Raw genomic sequence first — 17,457 nt, forward strand, 5'->3', positions numbered from 1 at the left:
TTGTTGATGTGATGTATTCACTATATGAAGATTTTCACTGTCTGAGAAATAAATAGATTGCATGAGCTTTTAAATAAAAATGCTTAATTTATTTTCTACTAAGCTTTTGAACCAACATAAAAAAGCCCGATACAATGATCGGGCTTTTCATTTCTAAATTTGAGTTAAGCTGATTTACGCATCGCATTGTTTTTACGAATTGTAATCATGATCAACTGAACTGCCGCAGGTGTCACACCTGGAATACGGCTCGCTTGTGCCAAAGTTTCTGGGCGAACTGTTTTCAATTTTTGTGTAATTTCACGAGATAAACCTGAAACCACGTCATAGTCAAAATCTGCTGGGATTTTGGTTTCTTCAAGACGTTTTAACTGTGCGACATCTTCATGCTGACGGTTGATATAACCTTCATATTTCACAGCAATTTCAATTTGTTCACCGACTTGTTGCGATACTTCAGAACCTGTTAATTCTGCAATTTGCTCAAAGCTGATATTCGGGCGTTTTAACAGATCAATTGCGCTACATTCTTTGCTGAGATCTGCACCTGTCATTTCAACGAATTTTTTACCCATCGGGTTATTTGGTGCAGCCCACAAGTGTTGTAAACGTGAGGTTTCTTGCTCAACTGCTTCCATTTTTTCACAGTAAGCTGCCCAACGTGTATCATCCACCAAACCAAGCTCACGACCAATTGTAGTTAAACGTTGATCTGCATTGTCTTCACGCAGCATTAAGCGATATTCGGCACGTGATGTGAACATACGGTACGGTTCTTTTGTCCCTAGCGTAATCAAATCGTCGACCAACACACCCATGTAAGCTTGATCACGTTTTGGTGTCCATTCTTCTTGTTCCCACGCACGACGTGCAGCGTTTAATCCCGCAAGTAAACCTTGTGCACCTGCTTCTTCATAACCTGTTGTACCGTTGATTTGACCTGCAAAATACAAACCATTAATCGCTTTGGTTTCAAGGGTAAATTTCAGACCTTGCGGGTTGAAGTAGTCATATTCAATCGCATAACCAGGACGTAAAATGTGTGCATTCTCCATCCCGCGAATTGAACGAACCAACTCAAATTGCACATCAAACGGTAAAGAAGTTGAAATACCATTTGGATAAAGCTCATGTGTATCCAAACCTTCAGGCTCCAAGAACACCTGATGTGAATCTTTATCAGCAAAACGATGGATTTTATCTTCAATCGATGGGCAATAACGTGGGCCAACCCCTTCAATTACGCCTGTATACATTGGCGAACGGTCTAAACCGCCACGAATAATGTCATGGGTTTTTTCATTGGTATGCGTAATATAGCAATTGACTTGTTCTGGGTGCATCGACACATCACCCATAAATGACATCACTGGTGATGGAAAATCACCTGGTTGTGGTGTCATTACAGAGAAATCAACAGAACGTGCATCAATACGTGGTGGCGTACCTGTTTTTAAACGACCAACTGGCAATTTAAGTTCACGTAAACGGTGTGCTAAAGCAATTGATGGTGGATCACCTGCACGACCACCGCTCGATTTTTCCAATCCAACATGAATGACACCGCCCAAGAATGTTCCTGTGGTGAGTACAACCGTTTTTGCATCAAAACGGATACCCATTTGAGTCACTACACCTTTAACGGTATCACCATCAACAATCAAGTCATCCGCAGCTTGCTGGAAAATGTCCAAATTGGCTTGGTTTTCCAAGGTTTCACGAATCGCTGCTTTATAACGAACACGGTCAGCCTGCGCACGTGTCGCACGAACCGCTGCACCTTTGCGTGAATTCAAGATACGGAACTGAATGCCACCCTTATCCGCAGCAAGCGCCATTGCACCACCGAGTGCATCAATTTCGCGCACTAAATGAGACTTACCAATCCCACCAATAGCAGGGTTACAGCTCATCTGCCCTAAAGTCTCAATATTATGAGTTAATAGTAATGTCTGTCGGCCCATACGCGCAGCCGCAAGCGCAGCCTCTGTACCAGCATGACCACCACCAATAACGATGACATCGTAAACTTTAGGATAATGCATAATTAATCTTGTGTCGGAACTAAAAAAAGACGAAATATTATAGCAAAGAATGGTGCAAAAATATCAAAAACTTGCACTTTCACAGATAACCTTGATGAGATATAGCAATAGTTATACACAACTCATAAATACATCGCAGATCTTGCAAAAATGTTCACAAACATACGCATCTTGTTACTAAATAAACAAGGACATTTTTTGATTATTTTTTATACTAAAAAGGCAGCTTTACAACAATACAAAAAGGCAGATTATCACATGAACAAAAATATCATCGCAACTGCAATTTGTTTAGGTTTGTCATTCGGTTGTGCGTCACTCGCTCAAGCAAATGACAAAGTTGATAAAATGTACAATAGCAAAATGATTCAACAGGTTTGTAAAGGCAAGCATGTTGGAGATGCTGTTTCATTTGCGTCAAGAGGAGTTCTTTGGAACGGAACCTGTCAAACTCAATTCATTCCAATGCATCCCAAAATGATCCAAGGCAATGAAAACGAATTGTATGACACCTGTCAAAATGACCCTCATGCAAAAATGGCAACAATTAATGGCCAAGAAATGAAAGGAAAATGTGCTCTCGCATTTACTCCTCCTCGTCCAATGCAATAAAACTCGCTTTTTACAAGCCCATCCTCCAACGATCAAGATCTCATCTTGATCGTTTTTGAGTAGAATATAATTTATTCATTATATTTTTTTCAGCTCATCATTATCTTTACAAGTAATTTAAATAAAACTTAAAAATAACCACTACTCCGTCGTAGTTATATTCCACTCACCTAGCAACAAGTGGAAAAACTATTAAGCATGATTAATATATTACTTAATTATTACAATACTTTTGGCAAGATTTATGCATAAAATAATATACGAATAAAATATTTTAAATATTAATCCCTATTAAATTAATCAAGTTTAAAATCATATTACCAACCATTTTACTCATATTTAAAGATCACAAAACACAACCAAATTAGTCAGGATTTTTAGTTTAAAAATCGCTCACAATCCAAATATAATAAATTTCAAATATATGATTTTATTTATTATTTTTTTACCAAACGAATAAATGTTTTTTATTGTTTCTTTTTTATTTTTTTTATTCAATAATAGCATTAACAGATATTTCAATAGGCTTATTAATATGAGCTTAGAGACTAAAAAATCCGATAAAAGATTAGTTAAAGAAATTATCATTATTCTGATAATTAAAGTAACTATTCTCATGTTAATCAAAAATATTTGGTTTAATTCTCCAACTTTTCCTAAAAACTTTGACAATCAAGTTGCCGAGCGAATCGCTGGCACTCCATACCCAATTAAGGAGACACGTTGATGATTTCTGAAAGCGTGGTCGATCTTTCGCGGTTACAATTTGCAATGACCGCGTTATATCACTTTTTATTTGTTCCCCTAACTTTAGGCATGTCTTTCCTTCTTGCCATCATGGAAACAACGTATGTCGTTTCTGGCAAAGAAATCTATAAAGACATGACCAAGTTTTGGGGCAAGCTCTTCGGTATTAACTTTGCGTTAGGCGTAACAACAGGTCTAACCATGGAATTCCAGTTTGGTACAAACTGGGCATATTATTCGCACTATGTTGGTGACATTTTTGGCGCACCACTGGCGATCGAAGGCTTAATGGCATTTTTCCTTGAATCAACATTTATTGGTTTATTCTTCTTTGGATGGGAACGTCTTTCTCGCGTTCAACACTTAAGTGTAACTTGGTTAGTTGCCCTTGGCTCTAACTTGTCAGCACTTTGGATTTTGATTGCGAACGGCTGGATGCAAAACCCTGTTGGAGCAGCATTCAATTTTGAAACCATGCGTATGGAATTGACTGACTTTGGTGCATTGTTATTTAACCCTGTTGCCCAAGTGAAATTTGTACATACTGTTTCTTCTGGTTATGTCACAGGTTCTATCTTTGTATTAGCTATTTCAAGCTATTACTTACTTAAAAAACGTGATTTAGCATTTGCTCGCCGCTCTTTTGCAATCGCTGCCATTTTTGGTCTTGCTTCAACATTCTGCGTTATTTTACTTGGTGATGAATCAGGCTATGAAATTGGTGACGTTCAAAAAACCAAATTGGCTTCAATCGAAGCAGAGTGGAACACTGAGCCAGCACCTGCAAGCTTTACTTTGTTCGGTATTCCAAACCAGCAAGAAATGCGAACTGACTATGCCATTAAAATCCCATATGTATTAGGTTTGATTGCAACACGCTCAACAACTGGTCAAGTGACTGGTATTAAAGACTTAATGTCTGAGCATGAAGGCCGTATCCGTAATGGTATGATCGCTTATGGTCAACTCGAAAAACTTCGTGCTGGTGACCGTACGCCTGAATTGCTAGCAGCATTTAAAGCAACTCAAAAAGACTTAGGTTATGGCCTACTTCTTAAAAAATATACACCAAACGTTACTGATGCGACTGATGACCAAATCAAGTCTGCAGTAAAAGATAGTATTCCGAACGTAAAAGCATTGTTCTTCACTTTCCGTGCAATGGTGGCATCTGGTGCATTAATGCTGTTGTTATTCTTGCTTGCAGCGTGGTCTGTGGCTAAACGCAACTTTGAACAAAAACCATGGTTACTTAAATTTGCGCTATACGCTTTACCATTACCTTGGGTCGCAACTCAAACAGGTTGGTATGTTGCCGAAGGTGGCCGTCAACCTTGGACAATTGGTGAAGTATTACCAACTCACCTTTCAGCTTCTAGCTTAAGTACAAGCGATCTAGCAGGTTCTATTTTTGCCTTAGTTGCCTTCTATACTGTGCTGCTCATTATCGAAATGTATTTGATGATCAAATTTGCCCGCCTTGGCCCAAGTTCTTTACATACTGGCAAATATCATTTTGAAAAATCAGACACACATCACCAATCTGCAGTTGGGGAGGCTCAATCATGATTGAATATGAATTACTCAAAATCATTTGGTGGGTTCTTGTCGGTGTCTTATTAATTGGCTTTGCTCTAACTGATGGCTTTGACATGGGCTCCATGGCAATCATGCCTTTCGTAGGTAAAACTGATAACGAACGTCGTGCTGCAATCAACACGATTGCACCACATTGGGATGGCAACCAAGTTTGGTTTATTACCGCAGGCGGTGCGTTATTTGCTGCTTGGCCAATGGTCTATGCGGTTGCCTTCTCAGGTATGTACTGGGCACTCTTACTGGTTCTATTCGCTTTGTTCCTCCGCCCTGTTGGTTTTGACTATCGTTCAAAATTAGAAAATACCAAATGGCGCACATCGTGGGACTGGGGTTTATGTGTTGGTGGTGCAGTTCCAGCATTGGTCTTCGGGGTTGCTTTTGGTAACTTATTCCAAGGCGTACCATTCCATTTTGATGATACACTTCGTTCAGAATATACAGGTAGCTTCTTTGCTCTGCTGAACCCATTTGCGTTAGTTTGCGGTATTGTAAGCTTATCTATGCTCTGCGCACATGGTGGTGCATGGTTGATGTTACGTACAGATGGCATTTTGCGTCAGCGTTCAGCCAAAGCAACTCAAATCATGGGTATTGTGTTCTTAGTCTGCTTCCTTGCTGCAGGTGCATGGTTGTATTTTGGTCAAATGCCAGGCTACAGTCTTGCAACAGCTTTAAACACTGATGCTGCCATTAATCCATTAACTAAACATGTTGTAACTAATGCAAACCCAGGCTGGATGAATAACTATTCAACTTATCCAATTACTATGGCTGCTCCAGTGGTTGCGATTTTAGGTGGATTATTGACTATTCTCGGCGGTGGTTCAGGTAAAGCTGGCATAAGTTTTACAGGCACCAGTCTCAGTATCATTGGTGCAATCTTAACAGCTGGTTTCGCATTGTTCCCGTTCTTGTTACCTTCAAGCATTGATCCAACATCAAGCTTAACCATGTGGGATGCAACTTCTAGCCACCGTACATTAATGGTAATGACTGTCGCGGCTTGCATTTTCGTTCCAATCATCTTGCTATACACCACATGGTGTTATTACAAAATGTGGGGCGTTATTACCAACAAACATATTGAAACTCATTCACATAGTCTGTACTAATAGGAGAATAGAATATGTGGTACTTTGCGTGGATTCTCGGAATTTTAATGGCATGTTTCGCAAGTGTACTCAGTGCACTTTACACTGAACATCATCAAAATTTAGACGAGGAATAAGAAAATGGCCGAAGCAATGACAGCATCTAAAAAAAGTACAGTAGAGATTCTCATCATGATTGTTTCTTTCATGTTGGCATTGCCCTTGGCTGCAATTTTACTGATCTACCCTTCTTTGATGCTTGATGAAAATGGATACTACAATCACTCAGTACTCATGTTAGTCATGTTAGGCATCTCAGGTGGTTTTATTTATGGTGTAGGGTTTGTTCCACGGTTTTGGTTATGGAAATGGCTGTTTAGTCCTGTAGTGGCATGGCCACTGATGGCTGTAGGCTATTATCTCTGGCTAGGCTAAAAACCTTACCAATAAAAAAACCAGCATATGCTGGTTTTTTTATTACATCAAATTTAGTGGAAAGTTTTGAAACGTGCTTCATCATCCATAAAAGTTTTTTCGCCAGCTGGTGCTTCAATTGAACCAAATACGAGTTGAGCACGAAGTTTCCAGCTCGCAGGAATAGCAAAAGTCTCAGCAGTTTCAGCATCTACAATCGGATTGTAGTGCTGTAGTGATGCACCTACACCATGTTCAGCCAATGCTGTCCAAACAGCAAACTGTGCAATTGCAGAAGAATGCTCAGACCAAACTGGGAAGTTGTCTGCATAAGCTGCAAATTGCGCTTGTAAACCTTCAATTACGTCTTGATCTTCATAAAACAATACTGTGCCTTTACCTGCTGCAAAGCTATTAATTTTATTATTAGTTGCTTCAAATGCAGATTCTGGAACAAGTTTGCGTAAAGTTTCACGCACAATTTCCCAAAATTTCACGTGTGATGCATCAAACAGAATCACAGCACGAGAAGATTGAGAATTAAATGATGATGGGCTAAGGCGGATCGTTTTCTTAATTAACGCTTCAATTTCATTATTAGATAATGCAACTTGATTACCAATCGTATAAATTGTACGGCGATTTTCAATTTTCTCAATAAAAGACATTTTGCAACTCCTGATTATTACGATTTCAGTAATTTGTAATAGCTTTAATTTTAATGTTTTATATTCGTAATAAAAGCAGGTTTATCTAAACACAGTGTCCTATTTTTAGAATAAAAATGGGCAGCATCAGGAGATGCTGCCCATAAAATTTCAAATTTACTTATCAGTTTCAAATAATGCAGCAACAAATGATTTAGCAGAAAATGGACGTAAATCATCAATTTTCTCACCTACACCAATAAAACGAATAGGCACATGCGTACGACTTGCGATATTGAAAAGTACACCACCTTTTGCTGTACCATCTAACTTAGTAATCGTAATACCTGTCAACCCGACAGCCTGATCGAATTCCTGCACTTGATTAATTGCATTTTGACCAGTCCCTGCATCAACCACCAGCATAATTTCATGAGGTGCAGTCGCATCAATTTTTTGCATGACACGTTTAACTTTTTTCAACTCTTCCATCAAGTTGCTTTTGTTATGCAAGCGGCCTGCAGTATCTGCAATCAGAACATCCACACCTTTTGCACGCGCACTTTCAAATGCATCAAAAATCACAGAAGCGCTATCTGCACCATGACCTTGAGCAACCACGGCAATATTATTACGCTCACCCCAAATTTGTAATTGTTCAGTTGCCGCAGCACGGAATGTATCACCTGCAGCCAACATGACTTTTTTACCTTCGCCTTGCAAACGTTTTGCTAACTTACCAATCGTTGTCGTTTTACCTACACCGTTAACACCTACCATAAGAATCACGTATGGATTCTTATTACTGTCAATATGTAAAGGTTTAACACGCGGAGCAAGCAAAGCCACAAGCTCTTCTTGAAGTGCTTTATATAAAGAATGAGAATAAATTAAATCACCACGAGCCGTACGTTCGGTCAAATTGGCAATAATGGTTTTCGTTGCTTCAACACCAATATCCGCAATTAGAAGCTGTTCTTCAACTTCTTCTAACAACTCATCGTCAATTTCTTTACCACCGATCAAAATATTGACCATACCATCAGTAAAGTTCTTACGGGTTTTGGTCAAACCTTCTTTCATTCGACCAAAGAAACCTGTTTTAGGTTTTTCTTGGTCTTCTGTTTCAGAAACTGACGCTGTACTTTGTGGTTGTACATCAACAACTGGTTCAGCTTTTTTTTCTACAATTGGGACATCAACAACAGGTAAACTTGGCAAAGTGACATCATCATCACCAATATCTGCATCTATCAAGAATTTGTTTTGCCCATGTGTTTGTTCTTGCATGCTGATCCCTTGAAAAACATTGCATTAAAAAGAATGAGTTTAACACATGTTTTCGACTTTCTGCCGCCCAACACTGGCTAAAATCTCGGCGGTGTATCATCTGGAGCTAATGCAGGATACCGTGTGATCTTAATTTTTTCGTATTGATAGGCTCGCACAACCAGAAAATACTGCCACTGTGTTAAATCTTGTTTGGCCAGTAAGTGTTTGGCAAGGCGTTGCGTTTGAGGATATTGTGCTGACTGAGCCAATTGAGCAATGGCATGGAATTGTTTCTCTTGAATTGGGCAAATACAGAGTAAATAAACAAATGAAAATACAAACAAGACAATAAAACTCACCAAAAAATGCGAGAAATACTGAAAGGTAAATTTGGTTCTGAATGTGGAAAAAACGTCTATAGATTTAAGCATGACCAACCTCTATGACTATCTAGTGTAAGTTGATCATGCTCAGAGTACAATAGTTTAATTTATACGAAACAATAACTAAACGAACCCATTGATTAACCTGTTACATGCCGAACAAATGCAAAATATAAAATTACCGCCGCAATCGCCATAATGACAACCAATAAAAAGATATTTACCCCTTCTTCTGCATGAGGTGGGTGTAATGGGTCATCAATTGCCAAGCGACGTAGTTCATGATTATAAATTTTATAAAATGCAAGTCGCTCTTCAGGTTGTAGTTGACGTGTAAAACCTGCAATTTTAGCACGATGAGAAATCCCCAATTCGCCAATATGCTGATCTTCATGATAAATTGCATCCCCCAACTGCTGGCGATGTAATCTTGCGAGCGCTTTAATTTGTGCATGATCAAGCGGAATATCAAACTCCAGACCATCTATTATTGTTGCTGTCATGACGAACTCTCCTTGTTATAGTTTTATCTTTAATAACTATATTAATAAAAAACATTTCTGCTGAATGTTTAATCATGTAAACTTGAAATATTGGGGATTACCCCCATTGTTAAATTGACTTAGTACGTGAATTGTAATATTACTTAAACCTATAAGTGTTAATTTAAATTAGACTTCAGTATAAGTCGGTCGTAATCATAATTAAAATAAGGAGCTAAATATGATTCAACAATTCTCTCAACAAGACCTAGAGCATGTGTACGCAAATGCAGTCAACACAATTCAATCACAAATGAACTTTTGTGATGCTGTGAAAGATTTAGAAAATGTAGCACACGCAGGTCATGGTAAAGCAGCATTATTCCTGGCAGAACTATATGCTCAAGGATTTCGCGTAGAACGAGACAGCTTAAAGGCTCAATACTGGCAAAAGCTGGCAACCATGAAAGCATAAAACAACGTCACTTAGGTGGCGTTTTTTTACCCTTTTTTACGTGGTCTATGTAAAAGTTTATATACATTTCTTCATTTTTGATCTCTTGCAAAATATCCTGATTTATTCCATCTTAACTCTACAACTAGAAAAAAATTAACACAGGATAGTATTAATATGACCAACGTAGCGTATGTGATTCAAAAAAAACTCGATCCAACCATTTATACCATTGCACCAGATGCTTCTATTACTGAAGCAGTTACACTGATGGCAACCAAGGATATCGGTGCATTAATTGTCACTGAAGGCAATCAAGTTGTCGGTATTCTTTCAGAACGAGATTGTGCACGAAAAATTATCATGCGTGACTTATCAGCAGATAGCACTCAAGTTTGTGAACTCATGACCTCCGCCGTCATTAGTGTACGCTTACACAATACTGTCGAAGAGTGTCTCAAATTAATGACTGATCGACACTTACGTCACCTACCAGTTTTAGATAATGATCAACTCGTTGGCATGGTTGCAATTGGTGATTTAGTTAAAGCAACCATTGAAGATCAACATGAATTGATCGAACAGCTACAACATTATATTTCGCATTAAATGTAATGTTTTTTTACACATTTAAAATTTAAATTTGTTGAAAAAACAGGCTATTTATTCCATTTTAATCATGCACTAGAACAACGAAAAATCTAGGTAAATCATGACAAATATTAAATATGTAATTGAAAAAAAACTTGATCCATCTGTACACACTATTTCACCATCGGCTTCAGTTACTGAAGCTATTTCTTTGATGACAAGCAAAAATATTGGGGCTTTGATTGTCACTGAGAAAGAACGTGTGGTTGGAATTCTGTCTGAACGCGATTGTGCTCGTAAAATGCTGAAATACCAATTTCTTACTGAAGAAGTTCAAGTACATCAGCTCATGACAGCCAATGTTCTAACGGTTCCACTTGAACATAGTGTGAAAGATAGTCTAAAACTGATGACAGATCATCACCTGCGCCATTTACCTGTTTTAGAACAGGAACAAGTGATTGGAATGGTTGCTGTCGGTGACTTAGTAAAAGCCATAATTGAAGATCAGCAAGACCTGATTCAACAATTAGAAAGCTATATTGATCAATACGGAGCGCTTGCTGACGCAACAATCCAAGATCAACAAAAACTGATTCAACAACTCCAGTCTTACGAGTCCTAAAAAGATCTACATAAAAAGGCGATGTTCAACATCGCCTTTTTTGATGCACTCTATATGAAGTTTACAAACCTAGTTTTTGTGCCACATAATCTGCATCTTTATCGCCACGGCCCGACAAGTTAACCACTATTTTTGTGTCTTTTGATAAATGTGGGGCTTCCCGCAATGCCCATGCAACAGCATGTGAACTTTCTAGTGCAGGTACAATTCCTTCTACACGCGATAGTGTCATAAAAGCATCCAGACATTCCTGATCTGTTGCTGTGGTATATTCAACTCGTCCCAAATCTTTCAAAAAGCTGTGCTGTGGACCTACCCCGGGGTAATCCAATCCCGAAGCAATCGAATGCACAGGCAAAGGTTGTCCCTGTTCATCTTCTAAAACATAACATGCCATACCATGAATTTGGCTGGGTTTACCCAAAGTTAATGTTGCTGAATGTTGAGTCGTGTCCAAACCATAACCCGCTGGCTCAACGCCAACCAGTTTGACATCCTCTTCGTTCAAAAAGGCTGTAAATGCACCAATTGCATTTGAACCACCGCCGACACAAGCGACCACATAATCTGGAAACTGCTGAAACTGCGCCTGACTTTGAACTTTAATTTCATCACCAATAATCGCTTGGAAATCCCGTACCATTTTTGGAAATGGATGTGGCCCAACAACCGAACCAATTGCATAGATATAGTTTTCAGGGTCTTTTAAATATTCTTCAAAGGCACTATCCACAGCATCTTTTAAAGTTGCTGTTCCTTGAGTCACAGCAACCAATTTAGCCCCTAAAATTTTCATTTTCACAACATTTGGATGTTCTTTTTCAATATCCACCTGCCCCATGTGAATTTCACAAGGAATTCCCACCAGCGCACAAGCTGTCGCTAATGCAACACCATGCTGCCCTGCACCTGTTTCGGCAATCACTTTAGTTTTGCCCATGTATTTTGCAAGTAGTGCTTCACCTAAACAGTGATTGATTTTATGAGCACCTGTATGATTGAGATCTTCACGTTTTAAATAAATCTGTGCTCCGCCCAACTGCTCAGACAAACGTTTCGCATAAAATAACGGGCTCGGACGACCCACATAATGCTGAAATAAATCATTAAGTTCTTGTTGAAATTCAGACGTATGTCGAATTTTTTCGTATGCGGTATTAATGTCATCCATCGCAGCTTTTAAATGCGGTGGAATAAACTGTCCACCATATTGCCCAAAAAAACCATCTTGTGTGGGTAAGGCAAAGCCCTGTAATTGCTGCATGATATACCTCTTCATTTATTGTTAGCGTGATAAGTATTTGGTCATATCCTCAATGCCTTTTAAAGTCATGGGATACATATGTTGTTCAAATGTCTGTTGAATCAAGCCGATGGTCTTGGTGTATGTCCAGTATCGTTGATCTTCTGGATTAAGCCATGCTGTTTTTTGAAAATGTTGCCGAATGCGCTGTAACCAGACCAGACCAGTTTCATCATTCATATATTCCACAGAGCCACCAATACTTTGCAGCTCGTAGGGTGCCATACTTGCATCCCCAACCAAAATTACCCGATAGTCTGAGCTGTATTTGTGCAGCAAATCCCATGTCGAGATTTGGCTAGCACGACGGCGCTGATTATCTTTCCAAACATGGTCATAAATGCAGTTATGAAAGTAAAAATAGTCAAGATGCTTAAATTCTGTTTTTGCAGCACTAAATAAGGCTTCACATTGTTGAATATAACCATCCATAGAACCACCAACATCAAACAACATCAGGACTTTGACACCATTACGACGTTCAGGAACAAGCTGAACATCCAGTATGCCCTGTTTAGCAGTTGCTTGAATGGTGGCATGAATATCAAGTTCTTGTGCGATACCTTGTCGCGCAAAACGACGTAAATAGCGCAGCGCTAATTGCATTTGTCGTGAAGTCAAATGCTGTTCATCATCAAGGTTTTTATATTGACGTTGTTCCCAGACTTTCACCGCAGAACGCTTGCGACTTGGCCCACCAATGCGAACGCCTGCGGGATGATCACCATATGCACCAAAAGGTGATGTACCTCCCGTACCAATCATTTTATTGCCGCCCTGATGCTTCTTATGCTGTTCTTTCAGGCGTTGTTCGAGCTGTTGTAATAATTCTGCGAGTGAATGGGCTTGTTGCAACTCTGCACGTTGTTGCTCAGTCAAATTCTTTTCAAGCAACTCTAAATCAAACCACTCTTTAGGAAGCTGCTGTAATTTATTTAGGATATCTTCTTGGGAAAGGGGTTCTACTGCATCCAAATAAGCTTTAAATGCCAGATCAAATTTATCGAAGTAACGTTCGTCCTTCACCATGAGCATACGAACCAGCATATAAAACTGTTCAGCATCGGCAAAGACTAATTGCTGCTCAATGGCTCGGTTTAAATCAAGCAATTCTTGGGTCGTCACTGGAACGCCATATTTTCTTAAAGTATAAAATAGACGCACAAACATGACTTTACTCTTTTAACGTCGTGTCATTAAAGCAAGACGTTGTAAAAGCTGCACGTCCTGTTCATTTTTAAGAAGTGCCCCGTACAAAGGTGGCAATTGGTTGGGTTCAAGGCGAATCTCAGATACATCTTCAGCCAAAATCAGTGCCAACCAATCAATCAGTTCAGACGTTGAAGGTGCTTTTTTAAGATTTGGAATTTCCCGAAGTTGATAGAATACTTCCAATGCTTGGCTGAGAACCTGCTGAGAAATTTGTGGAAAATGCACATCGACAATTTGTCGCATGGTTGCAACATCAGGAAAGTCAATATAATGAAAAAAACAACGACGCAAAAAGGCATTTGGCAGTTCTTTTTCATTGTTTGAGGTAATAATGACGATTGGACGCTGTTTCGCATGAATGGTTTGATTGGTTTCATAGATATAAAATGACATTTTGTCTAATTCATGCAGCAAGTCATTTGGAAACTCGATGTCTGCCTTGTCGATTTCATCAATCAATAAAACACAGCGCTCAGGACTGGTAAATGCCTCCCACAACTTCCCTGGCTTAATATAATTTTGAATATCATAGACACGATCATCACCTAACTGGCTATCTCGCAAACGTGACACCGCATCGTATTCATATAAACCCTGTTGCGCTTTGGTGGTCGACTTAATATGCCAAGTGATCAGCTTTAAGTCCATACTTGCAGCCACTTGTTCTGCAAGCAAGGTTTTGCCTGTACCTGGTTCGCCTTTGACAAGTAATGGTTTTTCCAAAGTGCAAGCAGCATTGACTGCCAGTTTAAGTCCTTCAGTTGCAATATATTGAGATGTGCCCTGAAACTTCACTACTGCTTTGTCAACCATAAGCTTTCACTCACTACAGTGGCGCTGTATTTTTTGCCTGTCGAGATTTATTTTGCAAAAATTTCAGCCAGAAGAAACCAACTATCCCACCTAAACCAACGACAAATAAGATTGTCCCTAGATTAACCCAGATCAAATTTTTTTCATGGGTGAGTATTCCAAATAGCACACCAAAAATTGCGGGAGCAATACCAGCATTCGTGCCTTCTGAAATGTTCGGCGTTACCATAAAGGCAAACACTATCCATGTTGAGATTGCACAGAACTTTGGATAGGGTTTGGTCATGAAATACCATAATAACAATACAAGAATTGCACCAATGACATAAACACTGATTGCAACAATATTCTCAGGAACTGCATCCAGTAGTGTCGTGAATTGATGCAATACGCTTGTATCCATGATTAAGCTCCTCGTAATCCTTCAGGTGCAACCGCATCTGGATTAATCAGACCTTCAGGAGGAACTTGAATAAAGAAACCTTTAGTTTGTAGCGAATCCATCACATGTAACACATTGGCACGCGCCAACTTACGTGTTTCAGTCAACTCAAGATGCATGACAAATGTGGCGCGTCCAAATGCTGTACGCAACATTTCTGGCACATCTGCAAATGGATCTTCTTGCGACTGCTCTGCATTTTGACGGGCAACATACAAATACATTTCATCTTTCTTGCTTGAGCGATAAATATCACAATGCACAACCATAAACCAGCACTCTTATCATACAAAAATAACGATATAAAAAATCCCGACGTCTTGCATCAACCATGATCAATGCAATTGTCAGGAAATATTGTATAGGAATTGCGGATTATTGGCGAACTTTCATCTGCAAAGCAAGATTTTCCTGATCCTGCTGCAAAATCTCAAGCAATGGCTGCGTGAGTATTTCATAACGCCAACCCATTAAATAATTAGATAATTTTTGTGTTTTTTGTGGCATTACAATGTATTGATACAACTCGTTGATCCATTTTTTACGCATCAGCACGGCATGTGGAATGCCTGTTTGTTCAACAACCTGATCAATCATGGCATCGACCTGTTCTGCCACAGGTTTAGAGACATGTTTGACTGGACGAGGAATACTGGCAGGCCAAAATTCCTTTTCAGGTAAATATTTTAATAAATCTAAAATCAGCTTGCCGTACTCACGAATCACGTTCGGGCGAATGTTTTTAATATTAGAAAGCTGAAAATGATTGCGTGGATTTTTCTCAACCAAGTCGATCATCGTTGCATTTTTAAGCAAGAAGCTACGCGGAATATTGAGACTCTTTGCGAATTGCTCACGCCAAATACTAAGCTGCTGTAACTGCATAAGCTGACGACGCGAATGCCGATAATTCCCCACATCTGTATATAACAAAGCTGTCGGTGTTTGCTGTGCAATTTCCTCAGTTAAGTGTTGACAATCTTCAAGTACAAACTCCAACAACCCTTTTTCTTTAAGCTGTTGCTTTAGCTTGTCAGCCAACTGATTTAAATAAATGACATCATTTGCCGCATAGCACAGTTGTTTGTCAGATAAAGGTCGAGCCAGCCAATCCGAACGGGTTTGGTCTTTTTCAATCTCAATATCCATGATTTGCTTGAGGGTATTTTGATAGCTAACTTGCAAACCATGCCCAAGAAAGGACATTGCAACTTGGGTATCAAAGACATTATTCAACTGGCGGACTTGCGCATAATGGTAAATTAAATCAATGTCCTCACCACATGCATGGAAGATATTTTGCTGTGCTTCGGACAGTTTTTTCCAAAATCGGTCTAAATCTAAACTTACACCATCCAGTAAATAGGTTTGCTCAGAGACATTGATTTGAAAAACGCCTAATTTTGGCCACAACGTATCAACCTTGATAAATTCGCTATCAAGTGCATAAATTGCACTTTCTTCCATGGCGGCCAAGACCATGTCGAGTTCTGGTTGATCCTGAATAAAATGATACATGTTTTTGCAAAATGCTCTATGCGCAACCGAAGGACGAGAAAATTATTAACACCAACTTTGGGTTATCTTACTGGATGAACCTAAACGCTGTCGATTGCTAGAATTGTCAACAATTTAAAACTTCATGGGTATTGTTATATTTTTAACTGCACAAAGAAAGGGATTTTCTCGAGTTTTTATGCTTTTTATTTGTTTAAAATATCTAAATCTGAACTTACAGATTAAAAACCACTCAAAATGATTTTTTTGAATGGTCATTCAGATTATTTCAACTGCATCCGATGATGAAGTGCTTGGCTTAAAGTATGGCTATCGACATATTCCAATTCGCCACCTTGTGGCACGCCTTGTGCAATTCGGGTCATTTTTACAGCTAATTTTTTGCTTGCTTCTAAAATATAATGGGCTGTTGCCTGACCTTCAATGGTTGCATTGGTCGCCAGAATGACTTCTTGGACTTGCCCCTGTTTTAAGCGCTCAATCAAAGCTGGAATGCCAATTTCCTCAGGCCCAATGCCATCAAGTGGAGATAAATGCCCACCCAAGACATAGTATTTTCCTTGAAAGCTCGCGCTTTGTTCAATCGCCATTACATCTGCAGGAGATTCCACCACACAAAGTACGCTGTCATCACGGCGTGGCGAAGTACAAATTTCACAAACTTCATCTTCACTTAATGAGTGACATACCCGACAACTTTGAATGTGGGTTGCCGCTTCATGCAACGCATGAGCAAGTTGAAAAGCACCTTCACGGTTCTTCATGACAAGATGCAACGCCATGCGCTGAGCCGACTTCGGCCCAACACTTGGCAAGGTGCGTAATGCCTGAACAAGCTGTTCAAAACGTGGACTAAACACCGAATGATGACCTTAGAACAAACCAGATAAGCCTGGTGGCAAGCCTGTACCCGCATTTGCAGCTTTCATTTTTTCTTCTGAAATTGCTTCTGCTTGACGTGCTGCATCGTTCATTGCTGCTGCGATCAAATCTTCAATCATATCCGCATCGTCTTGTAACAACTCTGGATTGATTTCGATACGTTTGACTACATGACGGCAAGTCATGGTCACTTTCACAAGACCACCACCCGCTTCAGCATGCACTTCAGTTTGCGCTAGCTCTTCTTTGGCTTTTTTAATATTGCTTTCCATATCTTTTTGCATGCGCTGGGCTTGCTGCATCAGCATATTAATATTCATCAATT

Annotated in this window: 21 protein-coding genes and 1 pseudogene; 9 read left to right on the forward strand and 13 right to left on the reverse strand. The window is 39.4% G+C overall.

What is annotated here, in order from left to right; translation table 11 throughout:
- Positions 1 to 164: 164 nt before the first annotated feature.
- Positions 165 to 2,045, reverse strand: coding sequence for a tRNA uridine-5-carboxymethylaminomethyl(34) synthesis enzyme MnmG (mnmG, locus tag C1A47_RS03925; RefSeq protein WP_111892631.1), 1,881 nt, complete (start codon positions 2,043 to 2,045; stop codon positions 165 to 167).
- 258 nt (positions 2,046 to 2,303) lie between these two features.
- Here mnmG and C1A47_RS03930 point away from each other — a divergent pair, with 258 nt between their 5' ends.
- The 6 genes from C1A47_RS03930 (at position 2,304) to C1A47_RS03955 (ending at position 6,529) form a co-directional block, all read left to right on the forward strand.
- Entirely contained in the window at positions 2,304 to 2,657 is a 354-nt protein-coding gene (locus C1A47_RS03930; RefSeq protein ID WP_111893083.1) for a hypothetical protein, read from the forward strand.
- A 535-nt stretch (positions 2,658 to 3,192) separates the two neighbouring features.
- Positions 3,193 to 3,384: a cytochrome oxidase putative small subunit CydP gene (gene cydP / locus C1A47_RS03935; RefSeq protein ID WP_111892633.1), complete on the forward strand. Its 192-nt coding sequence runs from the start codon at positions 3,193 to 3,195 to the stop codon at positions 3,382 to 3,384.
- On the forward strand, positions 3,384 to 4,973 hold the full coding sequence (locus C1A47_RS03940) for a cytochrome ubiquinol oxidase subunit I (protein WP_111892635.1): 1,590 nt from the start codon (positions 3,384 to 3,386) through the stop codon (positions 4,971 to 4,973). Before cydP ends, C1A47_RS03940 begins: the two co-directional genes overlap by 1 nt.
- Positions 4,970 to 6,115 (forward strand): cytochrome d ubiquinol oxidase subunit II, encoded by a 1,146-nt coding sequence (cydB, locus tag C1A47_RS03945; protein ID WP_111892637.1) that lies wholly within the window; start codon positions 4,970 to 4,972, stop codon positions 6,113 to 6,115. The genes C1A47_RS03940 and cydB overlap by 4 nt, the downstream gene beginning before the upstream one ends.
- A 14-nt stretch (positions 6,116 to 6,129) precedes the next feature.
- Entirely contained in the window at positions 6,130 to 6,231 is a 102-nt protein-coding gene (gene cydX, locus C1A47_RS03950; protein ID WP_004753106.1) for a cytochrome bd-I oxidase subunit CydX, read from the forward strand.
- 4 nt (positions 6,232 to 6,235) lie between these two features.
- Complete coding sequence (locus C1A47_RS03955; RefSeq protein WP_111892639.1) at positions 6,236 to 6,529, forward strand: cyd operon YbgE family protein; 294 nt, start codon at positions 6,236 to 6,238, stop codon at positions 6,527 to 6,529.
- A gap of 53 nt (positions 6,530 to 6,582) precedes the next feature.
- On the opposite strand, the gene C1A47_RS03960 is transcribed toward C1A47_RS03955, so the two are convergent.
- The 4 genes from C1A47_RS03960 to C1A47_RS03975 all read right to left on the reverse strand — a co-directional run bounded on the left by C1A47_RS03960 (position 6,583) and on the right by C1A47_RS03975 (position 9,313).
- Complete coding sequence (locus C1A47_RS03960; RefSeq protein WP_111892641.1) at positions 6,583 to 7,176, reverse strand: nitroreductase family protein; 594 nt, start codon at positions 7,174 to 7,176, stop codon at positions 6,583 to 6,585.
- Positions 7,177 to 7,332: 156 nt separating this feature from the next.
- Entirely contained in the window at positions 7,333 to 8,445 is a 1,113-nt protein-coding gene (gene ftsY / locus C1A47_RS03965; RefSeq protein WP_111892643.1) for a signal recognition particle-docking protein FtsY, read from the reverse strand.
- Positions 8,446 to 8,522: 77 nt separating this feature from the next.
- A complete protein-coding gene (locus tag C1A47_RS03970; protein WP_111892645.1) occupies positions 8,523 to 8,858 on the reverse strand; it encodes a hypothetical protein in 336 nt (111 codons plus the stop codon).
- A 92-nt stretch (positions 8,859 to 8,950) separates the two neighbouring features.
- Complete coding sequence (locus tag C1A47_RS03975) at positions 8,951 to 9,313, reverse strand: hypothetical protein (protein WP_111892647.1); 363 nt, start codon at positions 9,311 to 9,313, stop codon at positions 8,951 to 8,953.
- A 220-nt stretch (positions 9,314 to 9,533) separates the two neighbouring features.
- Here C1A47_RS03975 and C1A47_RS03980 point away from each other — a divergent pair, with 220 nt between their 5' ends.
- The 3 genes and pseudogenes from C1A47_RS03980 to C1A47_RS03990 all read left to right on the forward strand — a co-directional run.
- Positions 9,534 to 9,767, forward strand: coding sequence for a hypothetical protein (locus tag C1A47_RS03980; protein ID WP_111892649.1), 234 nt, complete (start codon positions 9,534 to 9,536; stop codon positions 9,765 to 9,767).
- Between the two features lie 156 nt (positions 9,768 to 9,923).
- A complete protein-coding gene (locus C1A47_RS03985; protein ID WP_111892651.1) occupies positions 9,924 to 10,355 on the forward strand; it encodes a CBS domain-containing protein in 432 nt (143 codons plus the stop codon).
- Positions 10,356 to 10,458: 103 nt separating this feature from the next.
- Positions 10,459 to 10,881 (forward strand): annotated as a pseudogene (locus C1A47_RS03990) (CBS domain-containing protein); the annotation flags it as partial.
- Between the two features lie 142 nt (positions 10,882 to 11,023).
- On the opposite strand, the gene trpB reads toward C1A47_RS03990, so the two are convergent.
- The 8 genes from trpB to C1A47_RS04030 all read right to left on the reverse strand — a co-directional run bounded on the left by trpB (position 11,024) and on the right by C1A47_RS04030 (position 17,452).
- Positions 11,024 to 12,226: a tryptophan synthase subunit beta gene (trpB, locus tag C1A47_RS03995; RefSeq protein ID WP_413772945.1), complete on the reverse strand. Its 1,203-nt coding sequence runs from the start codon at positions 12,224 to 12,226 to the stop codon at positions 11,024 to 11,026.
- A 21-nt stretch (positions 12,227 to 12,247) separates the two neighbouring features.
- Positions 12,248 to 13,435 (reverse strand): vWA domain-containing protein, encoded by a 1,188-nt coding sequence (locus tag C1A47_RS04000; RefSeq protein WP_111892655.1) that lies wholly within the window; start codon positions 13,433 to 13,435, stop codon positions 12,248 to 12,250.
- A gap of 12 nt (positions 13,436 to 13,447) precedes the next feature.
- Positions 13,448 to 14,290 carry an AAA family ATPase gene (locus tag C1A47_RS04005; protein WP_111892657.1) on the reverse strand — a complete coding sequence of 281 codons (843 nt, stop codon included), beginning with the start codon at positions 14,288 to 14,290 and terminating at the stop codon, positions 13,448 to 13,450.
- 13 nt (positions 14,291 to 14,303) lie between these two features.
- Complete coding sequence (locus C1A47_RS04010; protein ID WP_111892659.1) at positions 14,304 to 14,693, reverse strand: hypothetical protein; 390 nt, start codon at positions 14,691 to 14,693, stop codon at positions 14,304 to 14,306.
- A 2-nt stretch (positions 14,694 to 14,695) separates the two neighbouring features.
- Entirely contained in the window at positions 14,696 to 15,001 is a 306-nt protein-coding gene (locus C1A47_RS04015) for a YcgL domain-containing protein (RefSeq protein ID WP_413772946.1), read from the reverse strand.
- A 106-nt stretch (positions 15,002 to 15,107) separates the two neighbouring features.
- Positions 15,108 to 16,250, reverse strand: coding sequence for a ribonuclease D (locus C1A47_RS04020; protein ID WP_111892661.1), 1,143 nt, complete (start codon positions 16,248 to 16,250; stop codon positions 15,108 to 15,110).
- 263 nt (positions 16,251 to 16,513) lie between these two features.
- Entirely contained in the window at positions 16,514 to 17,110 is a 597-nt protein-coding gene (recR, locus tag C1A47_RS04025; RefSeq protein ID WP_111892663.1) for a recombination mediator RecR, read from the reverse strand.
- A 12-nt stretch (positions 17,111 to 17,122) separates the two neighbouring features.
- On the reverse strand, positions 17,123 to 17,452 hold the full coding sequence (locus C1A47_RS04030; RefSeq protein WP_111892665.1) for a YbaB/EbfC family nucleoid-associated protein: 330 nt from the start codon (positions 17,450 to 17,452) through the stop codon (positions 17,123 to 17,125).
- Between the last annotated feature and the right edge of the window lie 5 nt (positions 17,453 to 17,457).

Origin of the sequence: Acinetobacter sp. MB5, assembly GCF_003261585.1 — a bacterium.
Lineage (GTDB): Bacteria > Pseudomonadota > Gammaproteobacteria > Pseudomonadales > Moraxellaceae > Acinetobacter.